Source organism: Acidovorax sp. GW823-FHT01C06 (assembly GCF_058798375.1).
This window is the reverse complement of sequence record NZ_JBXAKN010000010.1, coordinates 62,322-83,060: the sequence shown is the minus strand read 5'-3', so window position 1 is coordinate 83,060 and position 20,739 is coordinate 62,322. Positions and strand designations below refer to the sequence as shown.

The following is a 20,739-nucleotide window of genomic DNA, read 5'->3' as shown; positions in this document are numbered from 1 at the left end:
TTTTACTCTTTCGGAATGAAGCCGGTGATTTCGAGGCCGTAGCCCATCATGCTGGGCATGCGGCGTGGCTGGCCCATGAGCGCCATCTTGTGCACGCCGCATTCACGCAGGATCTGCGCGCCCACGCCGTAGGTGCGCAGGTCCATGCGGCCGCGCTCGGGGGCCTGCGCCGCGCGGGCCGTGCCCTCGAACTGCGAGAGCAGCTGGCCAGCGGTCTCGCCGCAGTTGAGCAGCACCGCCACGCCCTTGCCCTGTTCGGACAGGTATTGCAGGCTGGTGTCCAGGCTCCACGAGTGCATGGAGCGGTTGACTTCCAGTGCGTCCAGCACCGACAGCGGTTCGTGCACGCGCACGGGCACCACGTCGTCGGCGCCCCACTGTCCCTTGACGAGTGCCAGGTGCACGGCCTGGCTGGGCTTGTCGCGGAAGGCGTGGGCGGTGAAGGCGCCAAAGGCGGTCTGCAGCACGCGCGTGCCCACCTTCTCGACCAGCGATTCGGTGCGGCTGCGGTGCTCGATCAGGTCGGCTATGGTGCCGATCTTCAGGCCGTGCTCGGCCGCGAAGAGCTGCAGGTCGGGCAGGCGGGCCATGGTGCCGTCGTCCTTCATGATCTCGCAGATCACGGCGGCGGGGCTGCAGCCGGCCATCACGGCCAGGTCGCAGCCGGCCTCGGTGTGGCCCGCGCGCATGAGCACGCCGCCTTCGACGGCCTGCAGCGGGAAGATGTGGCCGGGCTGCACCAGGTCGGCGGCCACGGCGTTGGGGGCCACGGCGGCCTGCACGGTGCGGGCGCGGTCGGCGGCCGAGATGCCGGTGGTCACGCCCTCGGCCGCCTCGATCGACACGGTGAAGGCCGTGCCCATCTTGGTGCCGTTGCTGGCCACCATGGGCGGCAGGCGCAGGCGTTCGCAGCGTTCGCGCGAGAGCGTGAGGCAGATCAGGCCCCGGCCGAAGCGGGCCATGAAGTTGATGGCCTCGGCCGTCACATGGTCGGCGGCCAGGACGAGGTCGCCTTCGTTTTCGCGGTCTTCTTCATCCACGAGGATGACGATGCGGCCGGCGCGCATCTCGGCCACGATGTCCTCGACGGGCGAGATCGGCACGGGAGTGAGGGGGGAGTTCATGGAAGGCTGGGCTTTCTGAGGGGACCGCTGGCGGTGGTGCCGCAGCGCAGGTCCCCGTGGCCGGAGGCCGCCACGCTGTGCGCACCCCCAAGAAACCGCCCAAAGAACATGCGATGCGGCGCTGCCGCTCGTCAAAGGGGCATATTGCCCCAGCAGGATGGGATTTTAGTGCACCGGGCCGCGCCGTGCCCGGTGGGGCGCCCCGGGGCTGATGCAAATCAGTTCCCCGTGGGTTGGGCAGGCTCCCCAGACGGGGGCGCCCCTTGCCGGCGCCGCCCTGCCGTCGGGCGGTGCGGCGCGGCTGCGAGGGGCTTCAGACCATGCTGCCCTGCAGCACCACGTCCGATGTGGGATAGGCCACGCAGGGCAGCACGCAGCCTTCGTCTTTTTCTTCGGCCGTGAGGCCCGGCCATTCGATGGCGTAGCGCACGGTGCCCTCGGCCAGCTGGCCCATGCAGGTGCGGCAGGTGCCGTTGCGGCAGGAGCTGGGCCAGTCGATGCCGCCCTGTTCCAGCGACAGCAGCAGCGGCTGCTCGGGCCAGGCGTCGCATTGCTGGCCGCCGGGCTCTACCGTGGCGATGAAGAAGGGCGCGGTGTTGGGTGGGGTGCTCATGGGTGGTGTGTGGTGTCGGGGTGGGCGTCGGGGGCGGGGGTGGCGCGTGTCCACACCAGCAGGAGGTTGTTGGCGGGCATCGCATGGCGGGCCGCCAGCCGCAGCCCGGCCCCGGCCGCCACGGCGGCCACGTCGTCGATGCGGCGGATGCCCCAGGTGGCATCCTGGGCGCGCAGGCTGGCGTCAAACGCCAGGTTGCCCGCGGCGGTGGGCACGCCGTCTTCCAGGTACGGGCCGTAGGTGGCCAGCAGGCCGCCTGGCGCCAGGTGGCGGGCCGCCCCGCGCATCAGGCCCGCGCAGCACGCCCAGGGCGCGATGTGCAGCATGTTGGCGCAGTAGATCAGGTCGAACGGCTGGCTGAACGCCGGGCCATCGGCGGGCCAGGCGGGCTGGAGCACGTCGAGCGCCACGGGTGTGCGCACGTTGCGCGCGCCCGTGTGCGCGGCCCAGCCGGCGATGGCGCCGAAGTGCGTTCCCTGCAGGTCGGTGGGCTGCCAGCTCCAGCCGGGCAGGGCGGCGGCAAAGTGCGCCGCGTGCTGGCCCGTGCCGCTGGCGATCTCCAGTGCCGCGCCTTCCGGCGCCAGCAGGGACTGCAGCACCACCAGGATGGGGCCCTGGTTGCGTTCGGCGGCGGGACTGTGCGGGAGCGGAGGGTGGGACATGGGATGATTTTGCTCATGCGCGCTGGACTGGCGGGCGCTGGTTGCTATTAAAAATGTAGCTATACAGGGGGCGCCGATGGGAACTGTATCGCAGCCGGCGCGTGGCGGGGCAGTGCCTGTTTTTTAAGCGGTGCAAGGATATTCCTTGTAAATCAGGCACTTACCCCCGCCATACAAGGCTTGTCCAGGGTTATCCACATGATTGTCCAGTGCGGGCAGGGATAACCGGGGCGGACCGGGGGGTGGCAAGGGGCTGGGCGCGGTGCGCGGAATCCCTGGGCTTGGTTGCCGCATTTTTGGGCAATGCAAGGATATTCCTTATAAATCAACCACTTAAGGATGTCATACAAGACTTCTCCAAACTTATCCACATGATTGTCCAATGCGGGCTGGGATAACCGGAGCCAGCGCGGGATCGATTGCCTAAAAAAGAGGCGTCGCAGGCCTTGGCCTTATGAATCAAGCACTTGGCGCTGCCATACAGGACTTGCCAAAACTTATCCACACGATTGTCCAGCGCTGGCAGGGATAACCCTGGCCTCCTGGTCAGGCGGTGACCTTCACGCCCTTCCAGAACGCCACGCGGCCCCGGATTTCTTCGGCCTCGGGCTTGGGATCGGCATAGAACCAGGCGGCGTCGGTGTTCATCTCGCCGTTGACCAGCAGCGACAGGTAGCTGGCCTGGCCCTTCCAGTGGCAGGTGGTCTTGTGGTTGCTGAAGGTGAAGAACTCGCGCTTGAGCGCGCTTTCGGGAAAGTAGTGGTTGCCTTCGACCACCACGGTGTCGTCGCTCTCGGCGACGACCACGCCGTTCCAGACTGCTTTCATGGTAATTCCTTTCAATTGAATGCCGCGCAGCGCTTGACGGACAAGCGGTGACCGCGATGAATGTGCGAGCAATGGCCCCGCGGGCCTTGCGGGGCGGCCCGCGCTGGCCAGAATGCGGGCATGAGCACCTTACCCGATTATTCCCAGGGGGCCGCCTGCGTGCGCGGCCAGTACGTTCCCATTGGCGACGCGGCAATTCCGCTGACCGACTGGGGGTTTCTGCGCTCCGACGCCACCTACGACGTGGTCACCGTCTGGGACGGCGCATTCTTCCGGCTCGACGCGCACCTGGAGCGGTTCCTGGCCAGCTGTGCGCGCCTGCGGCTCGACCCGGGACGCTCGCCCGCCGAGATCGCGGCGGTGCTGGAGCAGTGCGTGCGCCTGTCGGGCCTGCGCGATGCGTATGTGGAGATGATCGTCACGCGCGGCCAGCCGCCCTGGGGTTCGCGCGACCCGCGCCAGGCCGTGAACCAGTTCTACGCGTTCGCCGTGCCCTATGTGTGGATCGCCAACGAGGCGCAGCGCGAGCGGGGCCTGAACCTCATCGTGAGCGACGTGCAGCGCATCCCCGCCAGCAGCGTGGACCCGCGCGTCAAGAACTACCACTGGAACGACCTCACCATGGGGCTCCTGGGGGCGCTGGACGCCGGGGGCGACACCGTCGTGCTCACCGACGGAGCAGGCCATGTGGTCGAAGGCCCTGGCTTCAACGTGTTCTGCGTGGATGCGCAGGGCTCCATCGCCACGCCCGCCCAGGGCATGCTCGAAGGCATCACGCGCCGCACGGTCCTCGAGATGGCGGCGTCGCTGGGCCTGCCGCTGCAGGCGCGGGCCTTGCCGGCCGCCGAACTGCGCGGTGCGCACGAGGTGTTCCTGTCCACCTCGGGCGGGGGCGTGCTGCCTGTCACCCGGGTGGACGGGCGGCCGGTGGGCGATGGCGCCGTGGGGCCGGTGGTGCGCCAGCTGGTGCGGACCTACTGGGACTGGCACCGCGATCCACGCTACAGCCAGCCCGTGCGCTATGCATGAAGCGGCGACCCCCTGAGCGGCGCCGTTGCTTCCCCCTTTTTTCCCGCGCTGTGCACGGCAAGAGAGGCGCTGCCAGCGCACGCACGCCAAGGCCGCCGGGGCGCCCGCGGGCCCTGGTGCGGCGTCTGCCGGCCCGGGCCGTGCCTGCGGCATGCGTGGCGCGCGGGCGCCATGGGCCCCTGGCCCCGAGTCGCCTGCGCAACCATGCTCGCGTGCCGCGTGGCTTACAGTGCCACGCGCGGCGCGCGTGCGCCAGCCAACTTTTTCACAGACACAACAGGAGAACCTTGCATGGACATCGAATTCAAGGGCCGCGTGGCCATCGTGACGGGGGCGGGCGGCGGCCTGGGCCGCCAGCATGCACTGGCCCTGGCGGCGCGGGGCGCCAAGGTGCTGGTCAATGACCTGGGCGGCGCGGTGGACGGCAAGGGTGGTTCGGTGGGCGCGGCGCAGGCCGTGGTCGACGAGATCATCGCGGCCGGCGGCGAGGCGATCGCCAACGGCGCCTCGGTCACCGACTACGCGGCCGTGCAGGCCATGGTGCAGCAGGCCATCGACGCCTGGGGCCGGGTGGACATCCTGGTGAACAACGCCGGCATCCTGCGCGACAAGTCGTTTTCCAAGATGGAGATGGACGACTTCCGCCTGGTGGTGGACGTGCACCTGATGGGCGCCGCCCACTGCTGCAAGGCCGTGTGGCCGCACATGGTGGCCCAGCAGTACGGCCGCATCGTGATGACCACGTCGTCCACGGGCCTGTACGGCAACTTCGGCCAGGCCAACTACGGCGCGGCCAAGCTGGCGCAGGTGGGGCTGATGCAGACCCTGTCCATCGAGGGGGCCAAATACCACATCCACGTGAACGCCCTGGCCCCTACCGCCGCCACGCGCATGACCGAGGGCCTGATGCCCCAGGAGGTGCTGGACGCCCTGAAGCCCGAGGCCGTGGTGCCCGCCATGCTGGTGCTGGCGCACGAGAGTGCGCCCACGCGCACCATCCTGTGCGCGGGCGCGGGCACGTTCGAGGCCGCGCACATCACGCTCACGCAGGGCATCCACTTGGGGCTGGGCGCCGACGTTCCCGAGCAGCTGGCGGCCCGCCTGGCCGAAGCGACGGGGCGCGCGGGCGAACAAGTACCACAAAGTGGCGCGGCGCAGGGAACCAATGAAGTGAGCAAGGCCATGGCGGCGAGGGTTTAAGCCAGGTCCATACGCGCAATCCTGCTCCGTGCTAAGTTCCGGGCCGACAGAAGACGGATCGGTATAAACATATGAGCAAATTGCACGAGAGACTGGCCGCCTACCCGGCGCAGGCCCTGGGAGGGATTCGCCGCGGCATTGAAAAGGAGGGGCTGCGGGTGCTGCCCCACGATGGCCTGGCCCTCACGCCGCACCCGCTGGCGCTGGGCTCGGCCCTCACGCACCCCCTGATCACCACCGACTACAGCGAGTCCCAGCTCGAACTCATCACCGGCGCCCACAAGGGCGTCCAGCAGTGCCTGGATGAGCTGACCGAGGTGCACCAGTTCGTGCACCACACCCTGAAGAACAGCGGCGGCGAGCTGCTGTGGGCGTCCAGCATGCCCTGTGGCCTGCCCACCGACGAGACCATTCCCATCGGGCGCTACGGCGGCTCCAACATCGGGCGCGCCAAGAGCGTGTACCGCATGGGCCTGGGCCACCGCTATGGCCGGCGCATGCAGACCATCTCGGGCATCCACTACAACTGGTCGCTGCCGGGCGTGGACAGCGAGCAGTATTTCTCGCTGATCCGCAACTTCCGCCGCCATGCCTTCGTGCTGCTGTACCTGTTCGGCGCCTCGCCCGCGCTGTGCCCGTGTTTCGTGGAAGGGCGCGAACACCGCCTGCAGCAGATGGAGGGCGGCAGCGCGCTGTACCTGCCGCACGCCACCTCGCTGCGCATGGGGCGCCTGGGTTACCAGAGCGACGCGCAGGCCACGCTGGCCGTGAGCTACAACGGCCTCACGGGCTACGCCAACTCGCTGCACGAAGCACTCACCAAGCCGTACCCGGCCTACGAAACCGTGGGCGTGCGCAACCCGGGTGGCGACTACAACCAGCTGGGCACCAGCCTGCTGCAGATCGAGAACGAGTTCTACGGCACCATCCGCCCCAAGCGCACCGTGCGCACCGGCGAGCGCCCGCTGCACGCGCTGCGTGAACGCGGTGTCGAATACGTCGAGGTGCGCCTGATGGACCTGGACCCGTTCGTGCCCGTGGGCATCACGGCGCCCACCATGCGGCTCCTGGACGTGTTCTTGCTGCACTGCCTGCTGTCCGACAGCCCGCCCGACACCCCCGAAGAGATCGCCGAACTCAAGCAGAACCAGCACCTCACGGCCGAGCGGGGCCGCGAGCCCGGCTTGCGGCTCTCGCGCAACGGCCAGAGCATGCCCCTGATCGAATGGGGCGCCGAGGTGCTGGCCGCGTGCGAGCCCCTGGCCGCCGCGCTGGACGCCACCCACGGCACCCAGGATTACAGCGCCGCGCTGCGCGACGCCCGAGCGCTGATGTCCGCTCCCGGGCGCACGCCATCGGCCCGCGTGCTCGACAGCATCGTGCAGGAGCACCACCACAGCTTCGAAGCCTTTGCCCGCCAGCAGTCCATCGCCGCGCGCGACGCCTTGCTGGGCCTGCCCTGGACGGCCGAGCAGCAGGCGCGCTACCTGGCCATGGCCGACGAGTCGATCGCGGCGCAGAAGGCCATCGAGGCGGCGGACACGCTGCCGTTCGAGGCCTGGCGCGAGCAGTACATGTCGGTGAAGGAATTGACCCCCTGAGCGGCTGAGCCGCTTCCCCCAAGGGGGACGCCACCGGTGGCCTGGCAGAGCCAGTTCCACGGTGGCACTGGCCTTGGGCAGCGCCAGTTTTAGGCGACGTCTGCTAGAAGGCAGAGTTGTTCGGTACTCTGAATTTGATAGCTTCCAGCGTTTATTCATCAAGCGCTAGAGGCCAATTTGGCTTGAAATTCAGCCCTCCAGCCGCAGCAGCGCCTCTTGCCGCCAGTACTCGGCGGCGTCCAGAAACCCCTCCCACACGCAGCCATTGCAGCCGCGCCCGCAGCAGGTGGTGGGCTCGGGAGGCGGGTTGCGCAGGGTGATGCCCGCGTCCGTGGCGCGCTGCTGCAGCCACTGGAACATCCGCTGCGCGGAGGCACCGTCCACAGCGCGGGCCGGGATGGTGGCGGTGTTCGATGTCATCGTGGGCGGCGCCCGGCCCGGGCGCGCCGCATGCCGTACTGCGCCACGAACGCGATGCCCAGCACCAGCGCGAACCAGCCCACCAGGGCCGCCTGGCTCATGAGATCGCGCACGCTGGTGGAGCGCGCCACATGGGGCGCCAGCAGGATGACCAGGCCGATCAGGGCGCAGGTCACGCCCTTGAACAGCACTTCCTTGTCGGCCTTGCTGGCGGTGGGCTTGGAGGGCGACGGAGTGGGCAGCGGCATGGTGGGCAGGGCGGCGCAAAAACGCGCCAGATCATGAAAAGATGAGACCGCGATTATCCTTGCCACCCTTGGATTGATTCAAATACAGAAGAAAGTACCCCCGCATGGCCATCCAGTGGTTCCCCGGTCACATGCACCTGACCCGCAAAGCCATCACCGAACGCATCAAGGACATTGACGTGGTGATCGAGGTGCTGGACGCGCGCCTGCCCGGCTCCAGCGCCAACCCGCTGCTGGCCGAGATCACGGGCCACAAGCCCACGCTCAAGGTGCTCAACAAGCAGGACGTGGCCGACCCGGCACGCACGGCCTTGTGGGTGGACTGGTACAACGCCCAGAGCGACACGCGCGCCTTGCCGCTCGATGCGTCCGACCCGGCCCCCACGCGCAAGCTCATCGACGCCTGCCACCTGCTGTCGCCCAACCGGGGCGGCATGGCCAAGCCCATGCGCGTGCTCATCTGCGGCGTGCCCAACGTGGGCAAGTCCACGCTGATCAACACCCTCTCCAACAAGCGCCAGGCCAAGACCGGCGACGAGGCCGGCATCACCAAGCTGGAGCAGCGCATCACGCTGGCCGACGACTTCTACCTGTGGGACACGCCCGGCATGCTGTGGCCGCGCATCATCGTGCCCGAAAGCGGCTACAACCTGGCCGCCAGCGGCGCGGTAGGCCGCAATGCCTACGACGAGGAACTGGTGGCGCTGGAGCTGCTGCGCCGCCTGCAGCAGCACTACGCCCCGCTGCTGGAGGCACGCTACAAGCTGGGCCTGCCAGCCGGCGCCATGGCCACGATGCAGGACGACGAACTGCTCGAGGCCATCGGCCGCAAGCGCGGCGCCATGCTGGGCGGCGGCCGCGTGAACCTGCAAAAGACGGCCGAGATCGTGATGACCGATTTCCGCACCGCGATCCTGGGCCGCATCACGCTGGAAACCCCGCAGGAGTTCGAGGCCTGGCGGGCCGCCGGGCTGGCCGAGGACGCCAGGCGCCAGGCCCGCAAGGACGCGCGCGCCAAGGCCAAGGGCAAGGGTTCGGGCGTGCGCGAACCGGCGTCCGGCGACGCCGAGTAGGCCCCGCGCCCGGGGCCGCGGGCGCCGGCCAGGGCATCCCGGGCGGTGGGCGCGCACGGCAGGCTCGGTGGCCGCGGGGTATCGCGTTACCATGCCAGCCTGGCTGTTACCGCCTGAAACCAATGCCCGCTGCTGTCCCTTCCTCGCCTTCCGAACGAGACGATGCCACCACCGAGCAATTGGTGCGGGCTGGCTCCTGGACGGTCATGGTCACGGGCACCGTCATCGCCGCCCTGCTGCTGCTGGACCGGCCCCTGTCGTGGACCCACGTGCTGCTCAACCTGGGCGCGGGCGCGATGGGGGGCGTGGCGGTGCTGCTGGGGCGCCTGCGGCGCTGGCACCAGGCGGCACTGGTGCTGATCTGGGGCGTCTGGGGCGTGGTCGCCATCGTGGCGGCGACCAACGGGGGCCTGCGGGGCCCCAACCTGCTCAACTTTCCCGTGCTGATCGTGTTCGCCGGCTGGATCCTCGGCGCGCGGCCCACCCTGGTGCTGACCGGTGCCACGGGCGTGCTGTTCCTGTTCTTCGTCTGGGCCGACCTGCAGGGCTGGCTGCCCGCGGCGCGCTACGGCAACCGGCTGGCCTATGTCGCCTACCTGAGCGGAATCCTGGCGGTCACGGCGGCGGCCACCCTGCTGTCGCGCCGCAGCTATCTGCGCCGCGTGCAGGAGGCACAGCGCACCGCCGTGAACCTGGCCACCATCGATGCCGAGCTGCGCAAGCTGCAGCGCGCGGTGGAGCAAAGCCCCGAGAGCATTGTCATCACCGACCTGCAGGGGCGCGTCGAATACGTCAACGCCGCCTTCCTCGCGCGCACCGGGTATGCGCGCGGCGAAGTGCTGGGCCAGCCCTCCGCGCTGGTGTCCAGCAACGGCATGGCGCCCGCCCAGCGCCAGGGGCTGCGCGACACGCTGGCGCGCGGCGAGAACTGGGCGGGCGAGCAGCTCAACCGCCGCAAGGACGGTGCCGAGATCGCCGAGGCCGTGGTGGTGGCGCCGATCCGCCAGCCCGACGGGCACATCAGCCACTACGTGGAGCTCAAGCAGGATGTCACCGAGCGCAAGCACGCGGCGCAGGAGATCCACCGCCTGGCGCACTTCGACAGCCTCACCAGCCTGCCCAACCGCTTCACGCTGGTGGAGCGGCTGTCCGCGCTGCAGGGGCGCCCGGGCCGGGCGCCCAGCACCCAGCATGCGCTGCTGCTGCTCGACCTGGACCGTTTCACCACCTTCAACGATGCGCGCGGCAGCGAGATGGGCGACCGCCTGCTGTGCGCGGTGGCGCTGCGCCTGTCCGAGATCCTGCCCCCCCAGGGCCTGCTCGTGCGCGTGGCGGGCGATGAATTTGCCGTGGTGCTGCATGGCCTGGGCGCGGACGCCTCGCTCGCGGGCCGGCATGCGCTGGCCTTCGCGGAAAAACTGCAGTCGGCGCTGCTGCGGCCGCTGCGCCTGCAGGACAACGATGCCGAGGAGGCGCAACTGGGCGCCAGCGTGGGCATCACGCTCTACCCGCAGAGCGCCAACGACGTCGCGCACGACGCCCTGCGCCGCGCGGGCACCGCGCTGCACCGCGCCAAGCAGGCGGGCGGCGGGCGCGCGGCCTTCTTCGAGCAGGGCATGGGCGAGGCGGCCGAGCAGCGCTTTCGCGTGGAGCGCGAGCTGCGCCAGGCCATCGGGGCGGACGAGCTGCGCCTGTACCTGCAGTCGCAGGTGGACGTGCAGGGCCAGCTCACCGGCGCCGAGGTGCTGGTGCGCTGGCAGCATCCGCGCGACGGCCTGGTGCCGCCAGGCGTCTTCATCCCCGTGGCCGAGGAATCGGACCTCATCGTGAGCCTGGGCAACTGGGTGCTCACGCACGCCTGCGCGCTGCTGGCGGGGCCGGTGTTCCAGGAGCGCCGCCTGCGGCTGTCGGTCAACCTGAGCGCGCGGCAGTTCCGGCAGGCGGGTTTCGTGCCGCAGCTGCGCGCGGTGCTGGCGGCCACGGGCGCCGACCCGCGGCTGTTGACGCTGGAGGTGACCGAGGGCCTGGTGATCGATGACTTCGATGACGCCGTGGCCAAGATGGGGCAGCTCGCGGCGCTGGGGGTGGACATGTCGCTGGACGACTTCGGCACGGGCTACTCGTCGCTGGCCTACCTCAAGCGCCTGCCCATCCAGGAGATCAAGATCGACCGCTCCTTCGTGCGCGACGCGCCCACCAATGCCGACGATGGCGTGCTGGTGGAGGGCATCCTGGCGGTGGCCCGCCACTTCGGCCTGCGCGTGGTGGCCGAGGGCGTGGAGACCCGCGACCAGGCCGAGTTCCTGAGCCAGCGCGCGCCCGACATCGTGTACCAGGGCTACCTGTTCGGCCGCCCCGAGCCCGATACCGACTGGCTGGCCCGCACGGCGCGGGCCGACGCCCCGACCACCCAGAACTGATACGCAAGGTTCAAATGAAAATAGCTGCCAGCGCTTGATGGCAAAGCGCTGGCAGCTATTGATGTGATAGCAAGAAGGTGGTGGGCGCGTGCGCGCCACCGCGTTACTTGTTCTTTTCCTTGCCACGCGGAATGACGGAGGTCACCGGTGGCATGGGGCGGTCAGAACCGCCGCTTTCCTTGGGCAGCGAAGTGTCCTTCTTGGGTTTCTTCGCCATCTTGTTGCTGCGTTGTTCGCCTTTTGCCATGGGGCCTCCTGTAAGGGTCTCGGAATGGGACCGTGCCGGCATGGTACGTCACAAACGGGGTGCGTTCGCGGCCACCTTCGCGGTGCTCATGCAGGCATGGCGGCCGTGGCCTCGATTTCTATGAGCATGCCGTCAAGCGCCAGCCGGGGCACGGGGATCAGGGTGCAGGCCGGTGCCGCCCCGTCGGGCCACAGACTGCGCACCGCCTGGCTGAACAGGGCCAGCCGCTGTTCGGTGTGGTCCACGACCAGCACGGTGAGCTTGGCCACATCGTGCACGCTGGCTCCTGCCCCGACCAGTGCCATGCGCAGGTTGGTGAACGCCTGCCGCAACTGCTCGCCAAAGTCGGCGGAAAGCTGTCCCGCCGCGTTTTCGCCGCCCTGGCCCGCCACGTAGACGGTGCGCGCCTGGGCAGGCGCCACCACCACGTGGGTGTAACCGTTGGCGCGCGGGTCGTACAGGCCGGGCGGGTTGAGGAAGCGGAGCTTGGAGGCGGCCGTGGCGGGGCGCAGGGTCGTCGCGGAATCAGGGCGCATGGTGCAGGAGTCCAGAGGTGGGTGGTGAAGTGAAGCCAAAGGTGGAATGGCCAGGGAAACCAGGGCGGCCGCCGTGGGCTCGGCGGCTTCTCCGGTTTCATGGGCTAGTATCAAACCTCAAGTTAAATTGAGGTCAAATGCCGTGGAGAAAAACCCTGCAGGAGTTGTTGTGAAGCCAGGCAAGCGCGTCGTCCCCATCGTCCCCCTCGCCCCCGGTGTGCAGGGCGCCCCCGTTCCCGACGTGCCGGTGAACGAACAGTCCGAGCTGTCGGTGGGCGAGGTCGCCAGCCGCAGCGGCCTGGCCGTCTCCGCGCTGCATTTCTACGAGTCGCGCGGGCTCATCGCCAGCGTGCGCAATGCGGGCAACCAGCGGCGCTACCCGCGCTCCGTGCTGCGCCGCGTGGCGGTGATCAAGGTGGCGCAGCGCATGGGCGTGCCCCTGGCCGCCATCGCCGATGCCTTGCAGGCCCTGCCCGCCGGACGCACTCCCACGGTGGCGGACTGGCGCCGCCTGTCGGCCCGCTGGCGCGACGACCTGGACGAGCGCATCCGCACGCTGACGGCATTGCGCGACCAGCTCGACGGCTGCATTGGCTGTGGCTGCCTGTCGCTCAAGGTCTGCCCGCTGCGCAATGCGCACGACACGCTGGCGCAGGAAGGGCCCGGGCCGCATTTTTGAGCGCAGGTGCGTGATTTGCTGCGCCTGCCGGCGCGTGGTGAGCGGGTGGCGTCGCTTGTGCCCGTGGTCAGCAACAAGCCGCGAAGGCAGTGGCTGCCGCAGGTTGGTGGAAAAGGGGCTGTCATGCAGTGATTGCTGCAGGCGGATGGGGTGCGAGGGCAGAATGGGGCCAGGAGCGGACGCTCGATACACTCCCGCGCACTCCACAAGGCATCTGATCTCCATGACCATCGCACTTAGCACCGTAATCATCTATGCGAAGGACATGCATCGCAGCGCCCGGTTTTACAGTGAGAACTTTGGCTACGAGACAAGTGGCGAAATCAGTGAGGGACTTATCGAACTTCGCCCGATTGCCGGCGGCGCCGAGATACTGATCCATCAGGCCGCCAAAAGTCTTAGGCTTGGCTCCGCCGCCATCAAGATGTCATTTGCGGTGACTGATGTGCAAAAGTTCGTCGCGGCCGCCAAGGCAACGGGCGTTGTCTTCGGGGCCATCCATCAAGCAAACGGCTACGCATTCGCCAACACAAAAGATCCAGACGGGAACTCGGTCAGCGTTTCAAGCCGCAAGTTTCGCGACTGACCGAGTTGGGGCCCGAGGCCGCCGCTGGACGAAACCACCCCAAAGCTGGCGTTGATTCACTGCCCGCTGGCTTGCGGCCCAAACCGCGTTGTCCAGGTGTCCGGCGCCTGCCTACTGGCAAGCTATAGTTTGCCGAGGTGATGCCTGCCGGGCTTGTCGGAAATTTGATATGTGTGCTTTTGAACAGCGCACTGACCGCAAGCCCCATCTGCAAGCCACTTCCAGGAGGAATCAGTGTCCAGAATATTCCGCAAGGTGCAGTCTATCCCGCAAGTTTTGCGGGATACATCACGTTAGACCGCACTATGAGCAACTTCCCGGAGCTCGAGACTCAGAATCTCCTTTTGCGGGAGATCGTTGACACTGATGCTGAAGATCTTTTGAGCATTCATGGCGACGCCCAGCACATGAAGTGGTTTGGATCGGATCCCTTGACAGACATCGACGGGGCGAGAAGTCTGATCCAGACGTTTGCGAAATGGCGTGAGGAACCTGCGTCCGGCACCCGCTGGGGCATACAGCTAAGAAGCGTCCCCGGCCTGATTGGAACTTGCGGCCTGTTCCGCTGGAACCGAAACTGGCGAATGTGCGTGGTGGGCTATGAAATCTCTCCGCTGCACCAGGGACGCGGCTACATGAAAGAGGCATTGGCTTCGGTTCTCGCTTGGGGATTCGGAGAGATGGAGTTGAACCGTGTAGAAGCACAGGTGCATCCCGACAATCGAGCCTCCTTGGCCGTGCTCGGAAGGCTTGGCTTTGTGGAGGAAGGGCGCCTCAGAGAGGTTGGGTATTGGGCGGGGTCCCATCATGACCTGATGCTGCACTCGCTTCTGAAGCGGGATTGGAGGAGCGGCGGTGCGGCCTGACAGGCCGGTCAACTCCGAGGTTGAGCACCCTGTCGTCCCAGGATGGGGTCAAGAATGGACGAAGGTCAGGACGGCGAGAAGCACCACCCCGGCCACAAAGAGGAGTCCGTCGAGCAGCAGGACGCTGCGGACAGCAAGACCAGGAACTCGGCTGGCGAACTCTCGCAATTGATCGGCGACCGCATGGCCGCGCGGAAGCACCGCCGCGGCGGCAAGAAGGCCCGCGACGACCAGAACGGCCAGCAGCAGCGTTGCAGCCAGGTACCCAAGCAGAAAGCCAAACGCATTCATCATGGTGCCCCCGGCGCCTCGCATGCTATTGCCACATCGGCTACCAGCATAACGGCGCCGCCTCGCCACGCCAGAATATCCACCGCCGCGTCTCCGCATACGGCGAGGTGCCGATGGAGTAGGGGTCCATGCCTGTCTCCAGGCGCTCCAGTTGCACCAGATAGCCGCCGTAGCTGGCCGCCCACAGCGTGCTGCCGTCGGGCGACGCCTCCATGGCGCTGATGGTGCTGCCGATGTGGTGGCGCCACAGCGGGCGGCCGTCGTCCCCGAGGGCGTGCAGGTAGCCGTCGGCATCGCCCAGCACCACGATGCCGGGCAGGGTGGCCGAGGCGTACACGCGGCAGCGTTCGTCCAGTGGCGGGGCGTCTTCGTCGCCCGCAGCCCCTTTCGGCGGCCCTCCGAGGGGGACCGAGCGGGTGCTGCCCCCGTACAGGTGGCACGAGTTGGCGAACAGGCGCGTGCCATCGTGCGAGAAGGTGGCGTGGTGCGGGTAGGACGACAGCGTTTCGTATTCGGCCACCACGTTGCCCCGTGCATCGAGCAGGATGTGCTGGCTGTCCTGGTCGCCCACCGCGATGTGGCGCTCGTCCGGCGACAGGGCCATGTGCAGCATGTCGAGCGCCAGCACCGTGACCTCTGTGCCATCTACCCATTCTTCCTGCTGGTTCTTGGGCCAGGTGTAGGGGCCATCCTCGTCGAAGGTCTGGGGGTGCAGGCGCTGTACGCCGGGGCTCCCCTGACTGCCCTGGCTGGCCAGCAGGTAGATGCCCGTGGGGTTGCGCAGCAGCACGCGCTGGCCGTCGTTGAAGGGGACCAGCTCGTCGCAGCGCTGGCCCGGCGGGCCTGCCGACACCGGCACCTGGGGCGGCAGCCCTTCGTTGCCCTGGGGCAGTGCAAACCGGGCGATCACCGGGCCGTCGAATCCGTCGTGGGTGGTGATGTGCTGGCCGTCGCTCCGGGCAAAGCAGCGCCGGTTGGGCGAGCGGCCCAGGCCGTGCAGCGCGGGCAAGGGGGTGCGCCTCACGCCCTGCAGTTCCACCCAATGGGCGGCATCGTCGTAGGGCGCGCCGATGCGCGCCAGCACGCGGCCGTCCTCCAGCGCGAACACCGGGCCGATGAAGCTGCCCGCATCGGCGGCGCGCCGCACAAAAGCATCGGGGGCAAACGCAAAACGCTCGCGAAAGCGGTCGGCCAGGTCCTCGTCGGCGTGGGTGTGGACCACGCGGGCCAGTTGCAGCACCGTGGCGGCAGCCGCCTTGCGCGGGTCGGAGGGCAGGTGGCTGTCTTCCTCGGTATCGCCTTCGCCTTCGCCGTCACGGTCGCCGTCTGCCGGGTTGCCGCCGTGGCCTGTCTGCGCCTCGGCCGCATCCAGGGCGCGCTGGTGGGCGCGGATGGCGGCCACATAGCCTTGTCCGTCGGCCTGCCACTGGCCGGACAGGGCCATCAGCTCGGCGGGGAAGACCGCCGCATCGGGGGCATCAGGCGCCAGCGGCGGCGCGGCCAGCAGGTGCACGGCCGCCGCGATGCGCTGGGCCTCGGCCTGGCGGGCCTGTTCCTGTTCGTGGCGCGCGCGCACACGGGTCTCCACCCCGCCCGCGAAGCGCAGCAGCCGCGCGATGTGGTCGGCCGCGCCGCGGGGCAAGGGGGCGCGGGCATCGCTCTGGCGCTGTGCGTAGGTGAACTCCACCACGGCGGGCCCGTCCAGCGCGGGCTCCACATTGATCTGGTAGGCGCTGTGGGCGTTGTCTTCTTCGTCGCCGGGGGCGTCTTCGCCGTTTTCCCAGCTGAGCTTGAAGGCGCGGCCCCAGGGCTCGCCGCCGTGCATGCAGGGCTGGCGCGCGCCCACCCACACGTTGCCTTCCCACCGGCCGTTGCGGTCGCTGTCCCACCAGTCGTTGTAGCGCTCGGTGAACACGGGCAGGCTGGTGAAGTCCTCGATGCGTTCTGCGGTCAGCGCGGCCACCAGGCGCTGGTGCAGCGGGTAGCGGGCGCGGTGCTGGCCCACGGCCTTGCGCAGGTAGTCCAGCACGCCACGCCAGGCCTGCGTGCAGGCCCGCCAGGCCTCGGGGGCGGTGTCGGGGGCCAGGGGCAGCCACTCGCCGGGCTCGCCTTCGCGGTAGGCGCGGTACACCAGCGTGGGCTGCGCGGTGGTCGGCACCTTGCGGCCCAGGACGGCGGCGGCCAGGCGTGCCAGCAGCCCCTGGCGCTCGGGCACCTGCGACACCGACAGGTAGAAGTCCCAGGTCTTCCACACGGTGATGAACACGTTGTCATCGCGCTGGTCGCCCTCCGCGTCCACATGCCGCTGGCACAGCGAAAAATCGGTCTGCTGGAACCATCCCGTGGCCGTGTGCTCCTTGGGGCCGATCACCGGCGTGTGTGTGGCGGCCAGGATGTTGCGCACGCTGACCGCTTCATCGGCGAACAGGCCCGCCTCCAGGGGCAGGGCGGCATGGATGTCGTCGCTGCCGCGCGTGGCGCTTTCGCCCGCGCGCACGGCGGCCACCACGCGGGGCCGGTCGAGCATGCAGCCGATGCCGTTCTCGCCATCGTCCGTGCCGTCATGGAACACGGGCGGGAACACGATGCCCGCGATCTCGCTGGAGAACTCCGCCCGGTGCGGTATGCCGCGCACCTCGTCCATGAGGAACTCCACCTGCTCGGGCCCGGTGATGTCCACGGGATAGGCATCCGTGAACAGCGCCACCCGGGCCTGCAGGCCGCCCCGCACGGTGAGGCCGCCATGGCGGCCGTCGCCCCAGAGCAGGTCGGCCACCCGCAGCGCGCCCTGCACATGCAGCCGCTGGCCACCCACCACGGCGTTGCGCAGGCTCGCATCGCCCAGCACGGCCAGGTGGGCGGCGCCCCCGGTGCCGTCGCAGGTGAGCGCGCCGTCGATCCGCAGGCACCCCTCGATCAGGACCAGAAAGGGCTGGCCCGCGAGGGCGGGATGGGCCGGGTGCGCGCCGCCACCCTGCAGCAGCGTCCGCAGAGGGCTGCCGCTGGCCAGGGGCGCATCCAGGTGCAGCGCGGTCAGCTGTACGTCGCCCGCGATGCAGAGCACGGTTTCGGCGGCCAGGGCGGCCGGGTCCCGCGCCAGGCGCCCGGCGATCCAGCTGTCGGCGGGCAGACGGTCGGCCACATCGGCCAGCGTACAGAGTCGGGCGGGGGGCATGTGCATCGGTGCGGGAGGGGGGCGTCCGGCGGGCATCGTACACCGCGCCCTGCACGGTTCCTGCTTTGCGCGGACAATCATGTGTTGTCTTATCAATGGACCGCCATGACACAGAATCCCCCCGCCTTCGAAGTGCTGCCGCGCGACCTGTCCGCCTACCGCCAGGGCAACGTGGGCATCGACTACGTGCACCGTTTCGAATCTGGCCAGCCCGGCCCCCATGTGCTCATCAATGCGCTCACGCACGGCAACGAGATTTGCGGCATGGTCGCCGCCACGCACCTGCTGGACACGGGCGTGCGCCCGCGCATCGGCACCCTGACCATCAGCTTCGCGAACGTGGCGGCGTACGAGTCGTTCGACCAGGCGCGCCCCTTCGAAAGCCGCCAGCTCGTGCACAACCTCAACCGCATCTGGTCGGCCGGCGAGCTCGACGGCACGGACGAGAGCCCCGAGCTGCTGCGCGCGCGCGCCCTGCGCCCCGTGGTGGCCGCGGCGGACCACATCCTCGACATCCATTCGACCAGCCAGGACGTGGAGCCCTTCTGGGTGTACCCGGCCTACCCGCGCAACGCGGACGTGGCGCTGGCCCTGGGACGCCCGCCCGTGCACCTGGTCATGCCCAGCGGGCTGGGGTCGGGGACGCCGCTCATCCAGCACGGCCGCCATGGGCTGGCCGACAGCCAGGGGGTGGCGCTGGTGGTGGAGTGCGGCCAGCATTTCCTGCAGTCGGCGGCCGACATGGCGACGGCGGTGGCACTGGATTTCCTGGCGCACTTCGGCCTGATCGAGGCAGCTGCGGGACGGCCCGTGCCCGGTCCCCAGCGCCGTTACGAGCTGCTGGAGACCTGCATGGTGCGTACGCCCGGTTTCCGGTTCACACGGCCGGTGCAGGGGTTCGAGGTGTTCGCGAAGGACGAACTCATCGCCACCGATGGTCCGCACGAGATCCGCGCGCTCTGTGATGACTGCACGGTGCTGATGCCCACGCGCGAACCTATCGTGGGCCGCGAGGCGGTGTACCTCACGCGGCCTCTCGCGGTCTGAGGGGCCTGAGGGTTTTCGGGCGCCCCCGCCGGCTCAGAACGATGAGCCGGGCTGCGCGAGAAAAGCGGTTTCCTGCGCGGTGGAGCCGCGCCCCAGCACGGCGTTGCGGTGCGGATACCGGCCAAAGCGCGCGATGATGTCGCGGTGGCGCAGCTCGAACCGCAGGTTGTCTTCCAGGCCGGGCTGGTCGAACAGCGCCATCGCCTGCGCGTGGATGGTGCTCGACTCGCTGTGCATGTAGGGCATGTACGCAAAGGCGCGCTGGGCGGTGGGCAGGTCCCGGTCATGCCGGCCGGCCACCAGTTCCTGGGCGAGCGCCAGCGCCTGCGCGTCCTGTGCGAACGCCAGGGGCGAGCCGCGGTGGATGTTGCGGGAAAACTGATCGAGCACCAGGATTTCCGCCAGGCGCCCGCGCGCCGTGCTGCGCCACGTCCACAGCTCGCAAAGGCGGGCGGCCTCCCAGGTGGCGCCGAAGCGTTCGCGGATGGTGGCGTCCAGTGCATCTTCCTGGGCGAAGTGTTGCGCGGGCGTGAGTTCTTCGAACCAGAAATGAAGGACGTCTTCGGCTTGCATGGGGCGTTCTCTGGATGAAATGGGCAGCAGGCGCCGGAGCGTGGTGCCTGGGATGCTATGGATGCAATGCGCGCATGTTCGCCGCAGGCCTGGCAGGGAGGGTGCCTTGCAGTCGATGGCTTGGTTACTTGCCTGTTTCCTTGTCCAGGCGGATCTTGCCATCCCGCACGTACTGGTTGAACTGGTCGCGGGGAATGGCGGCCGAACCCACGGCGTCATTGTCGGCCGTCCAGCTCAGGGTGGTGCTGTCCTTGGCGGGCTCGATTTCCACGGGGCCCTTGGGTATGGTGAGCGGTGCGCCGTCACCCGGGGTGTAGGTAACGTGGCCTGCGATGGTGGCGTGCTGTGTCATGCGATCTCCTTTGGCGGGGTGCCGCCGCAATACTGGTCGCTTCATTGGACCGCCAAGCGCGCCGCCGCGCTGTAAGACCATGCCGTGCATCGGCGCGGGCCATGGCCCAGATCCACCCATCCCGGACCCCTCGTGCCCGGTGTCAGGGCGGCAGCACGGCCTGCGTGCGTTCCTGCCGCACCAGGTACAGCCCGCTGCCGATGATGATGGCGCCGCCCAGCAGCGTGGAATAGCCCGGCACGGTTTGCCACAGCACCCAGTCCAGGCCCATGCCCCAGGCCAGCGCCGTGTATTCAAACGGCGCCACCACCGATGCCTGCCCGTGCCGGAACGCCTCGGTGATCGCCAGCTGGCCCAGGAAGCCCGTGACCGCCAGGCCCGCCACCAGCGGCCAGTGCGCTTGCGCCACACCCACCCAGCGGGGCCAGGCCAGCGCCCCCGCGCCCAGCGCCAGGAAGGCCGTGGTCCAGAACACCAGGCTGGCGCTGGAGTCCGTGCGGCTGAGCACGCGGCCCGTGATGGCCGACACGGCGTACCCGCACGCCGCCCCCAGCACGGCCAGCGCGCCCAGAGTGAAGAAGGCCTCCTGGCTCGGCCGCAGGGCCACGACGACGCCCACCATGCCCAGCGCGATCGCCACCCAGTGCGCGGCGCGCACCTTCTCGCGCAGCACCACGGTCGACAGCGCCGTGATCAGCAGCGGTGCGATGAAAAACAGCGTGTAGGCCTCGGCCAGGCCCAGTTCCTTGAGCGCATAGGTGAACAGGCCCAGCATGGTCACGTTGAGCACGCCGCGCAGCAGGTGCAGGGGCCAGCGCACCTGGAGCAGGCGGCCCGCCTCGCCGCGCCACAGCACATACAGCGCCACCAGCGGCAGCGCCGCCCAGCCGCGCAGCGCCGCCACCTGCATGGCCGGGTAGCTGGCCGACAGGGTCTTGAGCAGTGCGTCCATCAGGGAGAAAAAGCCTACGGCCGCCACCATGGCGACGATGCCGCGCAGGTTGCCCGTGGCCGCCGTGTGCGCCGCCGTGGGCGCGCGGGGGGTGCCGGCCTGCGTCATGGGCGGGCCGCCAGGTGGGAGCGGCGCGCGCGAGGTGCGGGCGCCGGGCTGCGGCAGGGCGGGGGAAAAGGCTGCGCGGGTGGGGTGTGCATGTGCGATGCCGACGGCA

The 20,739-nt window shown here is 69.0% G+C and carries 22 protein-coding genes; 9 read left to right on the top strand and 13 right to left on the bottom strand.

Annotated elements, in window-relative coordinates:
• Nucleotides 1–2 precede the first annotated feature (2 nt).
• From ribBA to AC1RCS_RS19415, 4 genes are all read right to left on the bottom strand, one after another.
• Complete coding sequence (gene ribBA / locus AC1RCS_RS19430) at nucleotides 3–1,124, bottom strand: bifunctional 3,4-dihydroxy-2-butanone-4-phosphate synthase/GTP cyclohydrolase II (protein ID WP_218293957.1); 1,122 nt, start codon at nucleotides 1,122–1,124, stop codon at nucleotides 3–5.
• A 313-nt stretch (nucleotides 1,125–1,437) separates the two neighbouring features.
• Entirely contained in the window at nucleotides 1,438–1,737 is a 300-nt protein-coding gene (locus AC1RCS_RS19425; protein WP_218293958.1) for a 2Fe-2S iron-sulfur cluster-binding protein, read from the bottom strand.
• On the bottom strand, nucleotides 1,734–2,399 hold the full coding sequence (locus AC1RCS_RS19420) for a DUF938 domain-containing protein (protein ID WP_492245597.1): 666 nt from the start codon (nucleotides 2,397–2,399) through the stop codon (nucleotides 1,734–1,736). Before AC1RCS_RS19420 ends, AC1RCS_RS19425 begins: the two co-directional genes overlap by 4 nt.
• Before the next feature lie 546 nt (nucleotides 2,400–2,945).
• On the bottom strand, nucleotides 2,946–3,227 hold the full coding sequence (locus AC1RCS_RS19415; RefSeq protein ID WP_492245598.1) for a DUF427 domain-containing protein: 282 nt from the start codon (nucleotides 3,225–3,227) through the stop codon (nucleotides 2,946–2,948).
• A gap of 120 nt (nucleotides 3,228–3,347) precedes the next feature.
• Between AC1RCS_RS19415 and AC1RCS_RS19410 the strand changes: the two genes are divergently transcribed.
• The 3 genes from AC1RCS_RS19410 to gshA all read left to right on the top strand — a co-directional run bounded on the left by AC1RCS_RS19410 (nucleotide 3,348) and on the right by gshA (nucleotide 7,057).
• A complete protein-coding gene (locus AC1RCS_RS19410; RefSeq protein ID WP_492245599.1) occupies nucleotides 3,348–4,256 on the top strand; it encodes an aminotransferase class IV in 909 nt (302 codons plus the stop codon).
• A 291-nt stretch (nucleotides 4,257–4,547) separates the two neighbouring features.
• Complete coding sequence (locus AC1RCS_RS19405; RefSeq protein ID WP_218293962.1) at nucleotides 4,548–5,456, top strand: SDR family NAD(P)-dependent oxidoreductase; 909 nt, start codon at nucleotides 4,548–4,550, stop codon at nucleotides 5,454–5,456.
• A gap of 71 nt (nucleotides 5,457–5,527) precedes the next feature.
• Entirely contained in the window at nucleotides 5,528–7,057 is a 1,530-nt protein-coding gene (gene gshA / locus AC1RCS_RS19400; RefSeq protein ID WP_492245600.1) for a glutamate--cysteine ligase, read from the top strand.
• Nucleotides 7,058–7,246: 189 nt separating this feature from the next.
• Here the strand turns inward: gshA and AC1RCS_RS19395 are convergent, their stop codons facing one another.
• Both AC1RCS_RS19395 and AC1RCS_RS19390 read right to left on the bottom strand, forming a co-directional pair.
• Nucleotides 7,247–7,477: an oxidoreductase-like domain-containing protein gene (locus AC1RCS_RS19395; RefSeq protein ID WP_370628433.1), complete on the bottom strand. Its 231-nt coding sequence runs from the start codon at nucleotides 7,475–7,477 to the stop codon at nucleotides 7,247–7,249.
• A complete protein-coding gene (locus tag AC1RCS_RS19390) occupies nucleotides 7,474–7,725 on the bottom strand; it encodes a hypothetical protein (protein WP_218340694.1) in 252 nt (83 codons plus the stop codon). The genes AC1RCS_RS19395 and AC1RCS_RS19390 overlap by 4 nt, the downstream gene beginning before the upstream one ends.
• A 104-nt stretch (nucleotides 7,726–7,829) precedes the next feature.
• On the opposite strand from AC1RCS_RS19390, the gene ylqF reads away from it, so the two are divergent.
• The gene (gene ylqF, locus AC1RCS_RS19385; protein ID WP_492245601.1) at nucleotides 7,830–8,798 is read left to right on the top strand and encodes a ribosome biogenesis GTPase YlqF; all 969 of its coding nucleotides are present in this window, start codon (nucleotides 7,830–7,832) and stop codon (nucleotides 8,796–8,798) included.
• A 122-nt stretch (nucleotides 8,799–8,920) separates the two neighbouring features.
• A complete protein-coding gene (locus AC1RCS_RS19380; protein ID WP_492245602.1) occupies nucleotides 8,921–11,218 on the top strand; it encodes a putative bifunctional diguanylate cyclase/phosphodiesterase in 2,298 nt (765 codons plus the stop codon).
• Between the two features lie 103 nt (nucleotides 11,219–11,321).
• Here AC1RCS_RS19380 and AC1RCS_RS19375 read toward each other — a convergent pair whose 3' ends face one another.
• Nucleotides 11,322–11,465 carry a hypothetical protein gene (locus tag AC1RCS_RS19375; protein ID WP_218293966.1) on the bottom strand — a complete coding sequence of 48 codons (144 nt, stop codon included), beginning with the start codon at nucleotides 11,463–11,465 and terminating at the stop codon, nucleotides 11,322–11,324.
• Between the two features lie 86 nt (nucleotides 11,466–11,551).
• Nucleotides 11,552–12,001, bottom strand: a complete 450-nt coding sequence (locus AC1RCS_RS19370; RefSeq protein WP_218293967.1) for a RidA family protein — start codon at nucleotides 11,999–12,001, stop codon at nucleotides 11,552–11,554.
• Nucleotides 12,002–12,218: 217 nt separating this feature from the next.
• Here AC1RCS_RS19370 and soxR point away from each other — a divergent pair, with 217 nt between their 5' ends.
• From soxR to AC1RCS_RS19355, 3 genes are all read left to right on the top strand, one after another.
• Nucleotides 12,219–12,680 carry a redox-sensitive transcriptional activator SoxR gene (gene soxR, locus AC1RCS_RS19365; RefSeq protein ID WP_370627834.1) on the top strand — a complete coding sequence of 154 codons (462 nt, stop codon included), beginning with the start codon at nucleotides 12,219–12,221 and terminating at the stop codon, nucleotides 12,678–12,680.
• Nucleotides 12,681–12,903: 223 nt separating this feature from the next.
• Entirely contained in the window at nucleotides 12,904–13,266 is a 363-nt protein-coding gene (locus tag AC1RCS_RS19360; protein WP_218293968.1) for a VOC family protein, read from the top strand.
• 305 nt (nucleotides 13,267–13,571) lie between these two features.
• Nucleotides 13,572–14,132, top strand: coding sequence for a GNAT family N-acetyltransferase (locus AC1RCS_RS19355; RefSeq protein ID WP_218293969.1), 561 nt, complete (start codon nucleotides 13,572–13,574; stop codon nucleotides 14,130–14,132).
• A 48-nt stretch (nucleotides 14,133–14,180) separates the two neighbouring features.
• Here the strand turns inward: AC1RCS_RS19355 and AC1RCS_RS19350 are convergent, their stop codons facing one another.
• Both AC1RCS_RS19350 and AC1RCS_RS19345 read right to left on the bottom strand, forming a co-directional pair.
• Nucleotides 14,181–14,426, bottom strand: coding sequence for a hypothetical protein (locus AC1RCS_RS19350; RefSeq protein WP_218340698.1), 246 nt, complete (start codon nucleotides 14,424–14,426; stop codon nucleotides 14,181–14,183).
• A 37-nt stretch (nucleotides 14,427–14,463) separates the two neighbouring features.
• Nucleotides 14,464–17,604 (bottom strand): WD40 repeat domain-containing protein, encoded by a 3,141-nt coding sequence (locus AC1RCS_RS19345; protein WP_492260952.1) that lies wholly within the window; start codon nucleotides 17,602–17,604, stop codon nucleotides 14,464–14,466.
• A gap of 99 nt (nucleotides 17,605–17,703) precedes the next feature.
• Between AC1RCS_RS19345 and AC1RCS_RS19340 the strand changes: the two genes are divergently transcribed.
• A complete protein-coding gene (locus AC1RCS_RS19340; RefSeq protein WP_218293971.1) occupies nucleotides 17,704–18,645 on the top strand; it encodes a M14 family metallopeptidase in 942 nt (313 codons plus the stop codon).
• A 33-nt stretch (nucleotides 18,646–18,678) separates the two neighbouring features.
• Here the strand turns inward: AC1RCS_RS19340 and AC1RCS_RS19335 are convergent, their stop codons facing one another.
• The 3 genes from AC1RCS_RS19335 to AC1RCS_RS19325 form a co-directional block, all read right to left on the bottom strand.
• Entirely contained in the window at nucleotides 18,679–19,218 is a 540-nt protein-coding gene (locus tag AC1RCS_RS19335) for a DUF924 family protein (protein WP_218293972.1), read from the bottom strand.
• Nucleotides 19,219–19,342: 124 nt separating this feature from the next.
• Nucleotides 19,343–19,570 (bottom strand): hypothetical protein, encoded by a 228-nt coding sequence (locus tag AC1RCS_RS19330; protein WP_218293973.1) that lies wholly within the window; start codon nucleotides 19,568–19,570, stop codon nucleotides 19,343–19,345.
• Between the two features lie 142 nt (nucleotides 19,571–19,712).
• A complete protein-coding gene (locus AC1RCS_RS19325; protein ID WP_218340702.1) occupies nucleotides 19,713–20,630 on the bottom strand; it encodes a DMT family transporter in 918 nt (305 codons plus the stop codon).
• Nucleotides 20,631–20,739: the final 109 nt, after the last annotated feature.

What these genes read in the sequence shown, in the direction of transcription:
- ribBA (WP_218293957.1), bottom strand. Translation starts at nt 1,124, where the DNA reads ATGAACTCCCCCCTCACTCCCGTGCCGATCTCGCCCGTCGAGGACATC.
- AC1RCS_RS19425 (WP_218293958.1), bottom strand. Translation starts at nt 1,737, where the DNA reads ATGAGCACCCCACCCAACACCGCGCCCTTCTTCATCGCCACGGTAGAG.
- AC1RCS_RS19420 (WP_492245597.1), bottom strand. Translation starts at nt 2,399, where the DNA reads ATGTCCCACCCTCCGCTCCCGCACAGTCCCGCCGCCGAACGCAACCAG.
- AC1RCS_RS19415 (WP_492245598.1), bottom strand. Translation starts at nt 3,227, where the DNA reads ATGAAAGCAGTCTGGAACGGCGTGGTCGTCGCCGAGAGCGACGACACC.
- AC1RCS_RS19410 (WP_492245599.1), top strand. Translation starts at nt 3,348, where the DNA reads ATGAGCACCTTACCCGATTATTCCCAGGGGGCCGCCTGCGTGCGCGGC.
- AC1RCS_RS19405 (WP_218293962.1), top strand. Translation starts at nt 4,548, where the DNA reads ATGGACATCGAATTCAAGGGCCGCGTGGCCATCGTGACGGGGGCGGGC.
- gshA (WP_492245600.1), top strand. Translation starts at nt 5,528, where the DNA reads ATGAGCAAATTGCACGAGAGACTGGCCGCCTACCCGGCGCAGGCCCTG.
- AC1RCS_RS19395 (WP_370628433.1), bottom strand. Translation starts at nt 7,477, where the DNA reads ATGACATCGAACACCGCCACCATCCCGGCCCGCGCTGTGGACGGTGCC.
- AC1RCS_RS19390 (WP_218340694.1), bottom strand. Translation starts at nt 7,725, where the DNA reads ATGCCGCTGCCCACTCCGTCGCCCTCCAAGCCCACCGCCAGCAAGGCC.
- ylqF (WP_492245601.1), top strand. Translation starts at nt 7,830, where the DNA reads ATGGCCATCCAGTGGTTCCCCGGTCACATGCACCTGACCCGCAAAGCC.
- AC1RCS_RS19380 (WP_492245602.1), top strand. Translation starts at nt 8,921, where the DNA reads ATGCCCGCTGCTGTCCCTTCCTCGCCTTCCGAACGAGACGATGCCACC.
- AC1RCS_RS19375 (WP_218293966.1), bottom strand. Translation starts at nt 11,465, where the DNA reads ATGGCAAAAGGCGAACAACGCAGCAACAAGATGGCGAAGAAACCCAAG.
- AC1RCS_RS19370 (WP_218293967.1), bottom strand. Translation starts at nt 12,001, where the DNA reads ATGCGCCCTGATTCCGCGACGACCCTGCGCCCCGCCACGGCCGCCTCC.
- AC1RCS_RS19360 (WP_218293968.1), top strand. Translation starts at nt 12,904, where the DNA reads ATGACCATCGCACTTAGCACCGTAATCATCTATGCGAAGGACATGCAT.
- AC1RCS_RS19355 (WP_218293969.1), top strand. Translation starts at nt 13,572, where the DNA reads ATGAGCAACTTCCCGGAGCTCGAGACTCAGAATCTCCTTTTGCGGGAG.
- AC1RCS_RS19350 (WP_218340698.1), bottom strand. Translation starts at nt 14,426, where the DNA reads ATGATGAATGCGTTTGGCTTTCTGCTTGGGTACCTGGCTGCAACGCTG.
- AC1RCS_RS19345 (WP_492260952.1), bottom strand. Translation starts at nt 17,604, where the DNA reads ATGCACATGCCCCCCGCCCGACTCTGTACGCTGGCCGATGTGGCCGAC.
- AC1RCS_RS19340 (WP_218293971.1), top strand. Translation starts at nt 17,704, where the DNA reads ATGACACAGAATCCCCCCGCCTTCGAAGTGCTGCCGCGCGACCTGTCC.
- AC1RCS_RS19335 (WP_218293972.1), bottom strand. Translation starts at nt 19,218, where the DNA reads ATGCAAGCCGAAGACGTCCTTCATTTCTGGTTCGAAGAACTCACGCCC.
- AC1RCS_RS19330 (WP_218293973.1), bottom strand. Translation starts at nt 19,570, where the DNA reads ATGACACAGCACGCCACCATCGCAGGCCACGTTACCTACACCCCGGGT.
- AC1RCS_RS19325 (WP_218340702.1), bottom strand. Translation starts at nt 20,630, where the DNA reads ATGACGCAGGCCGGCACCCCCCGCGCGCCCACGGCGGCGCACACGGCG.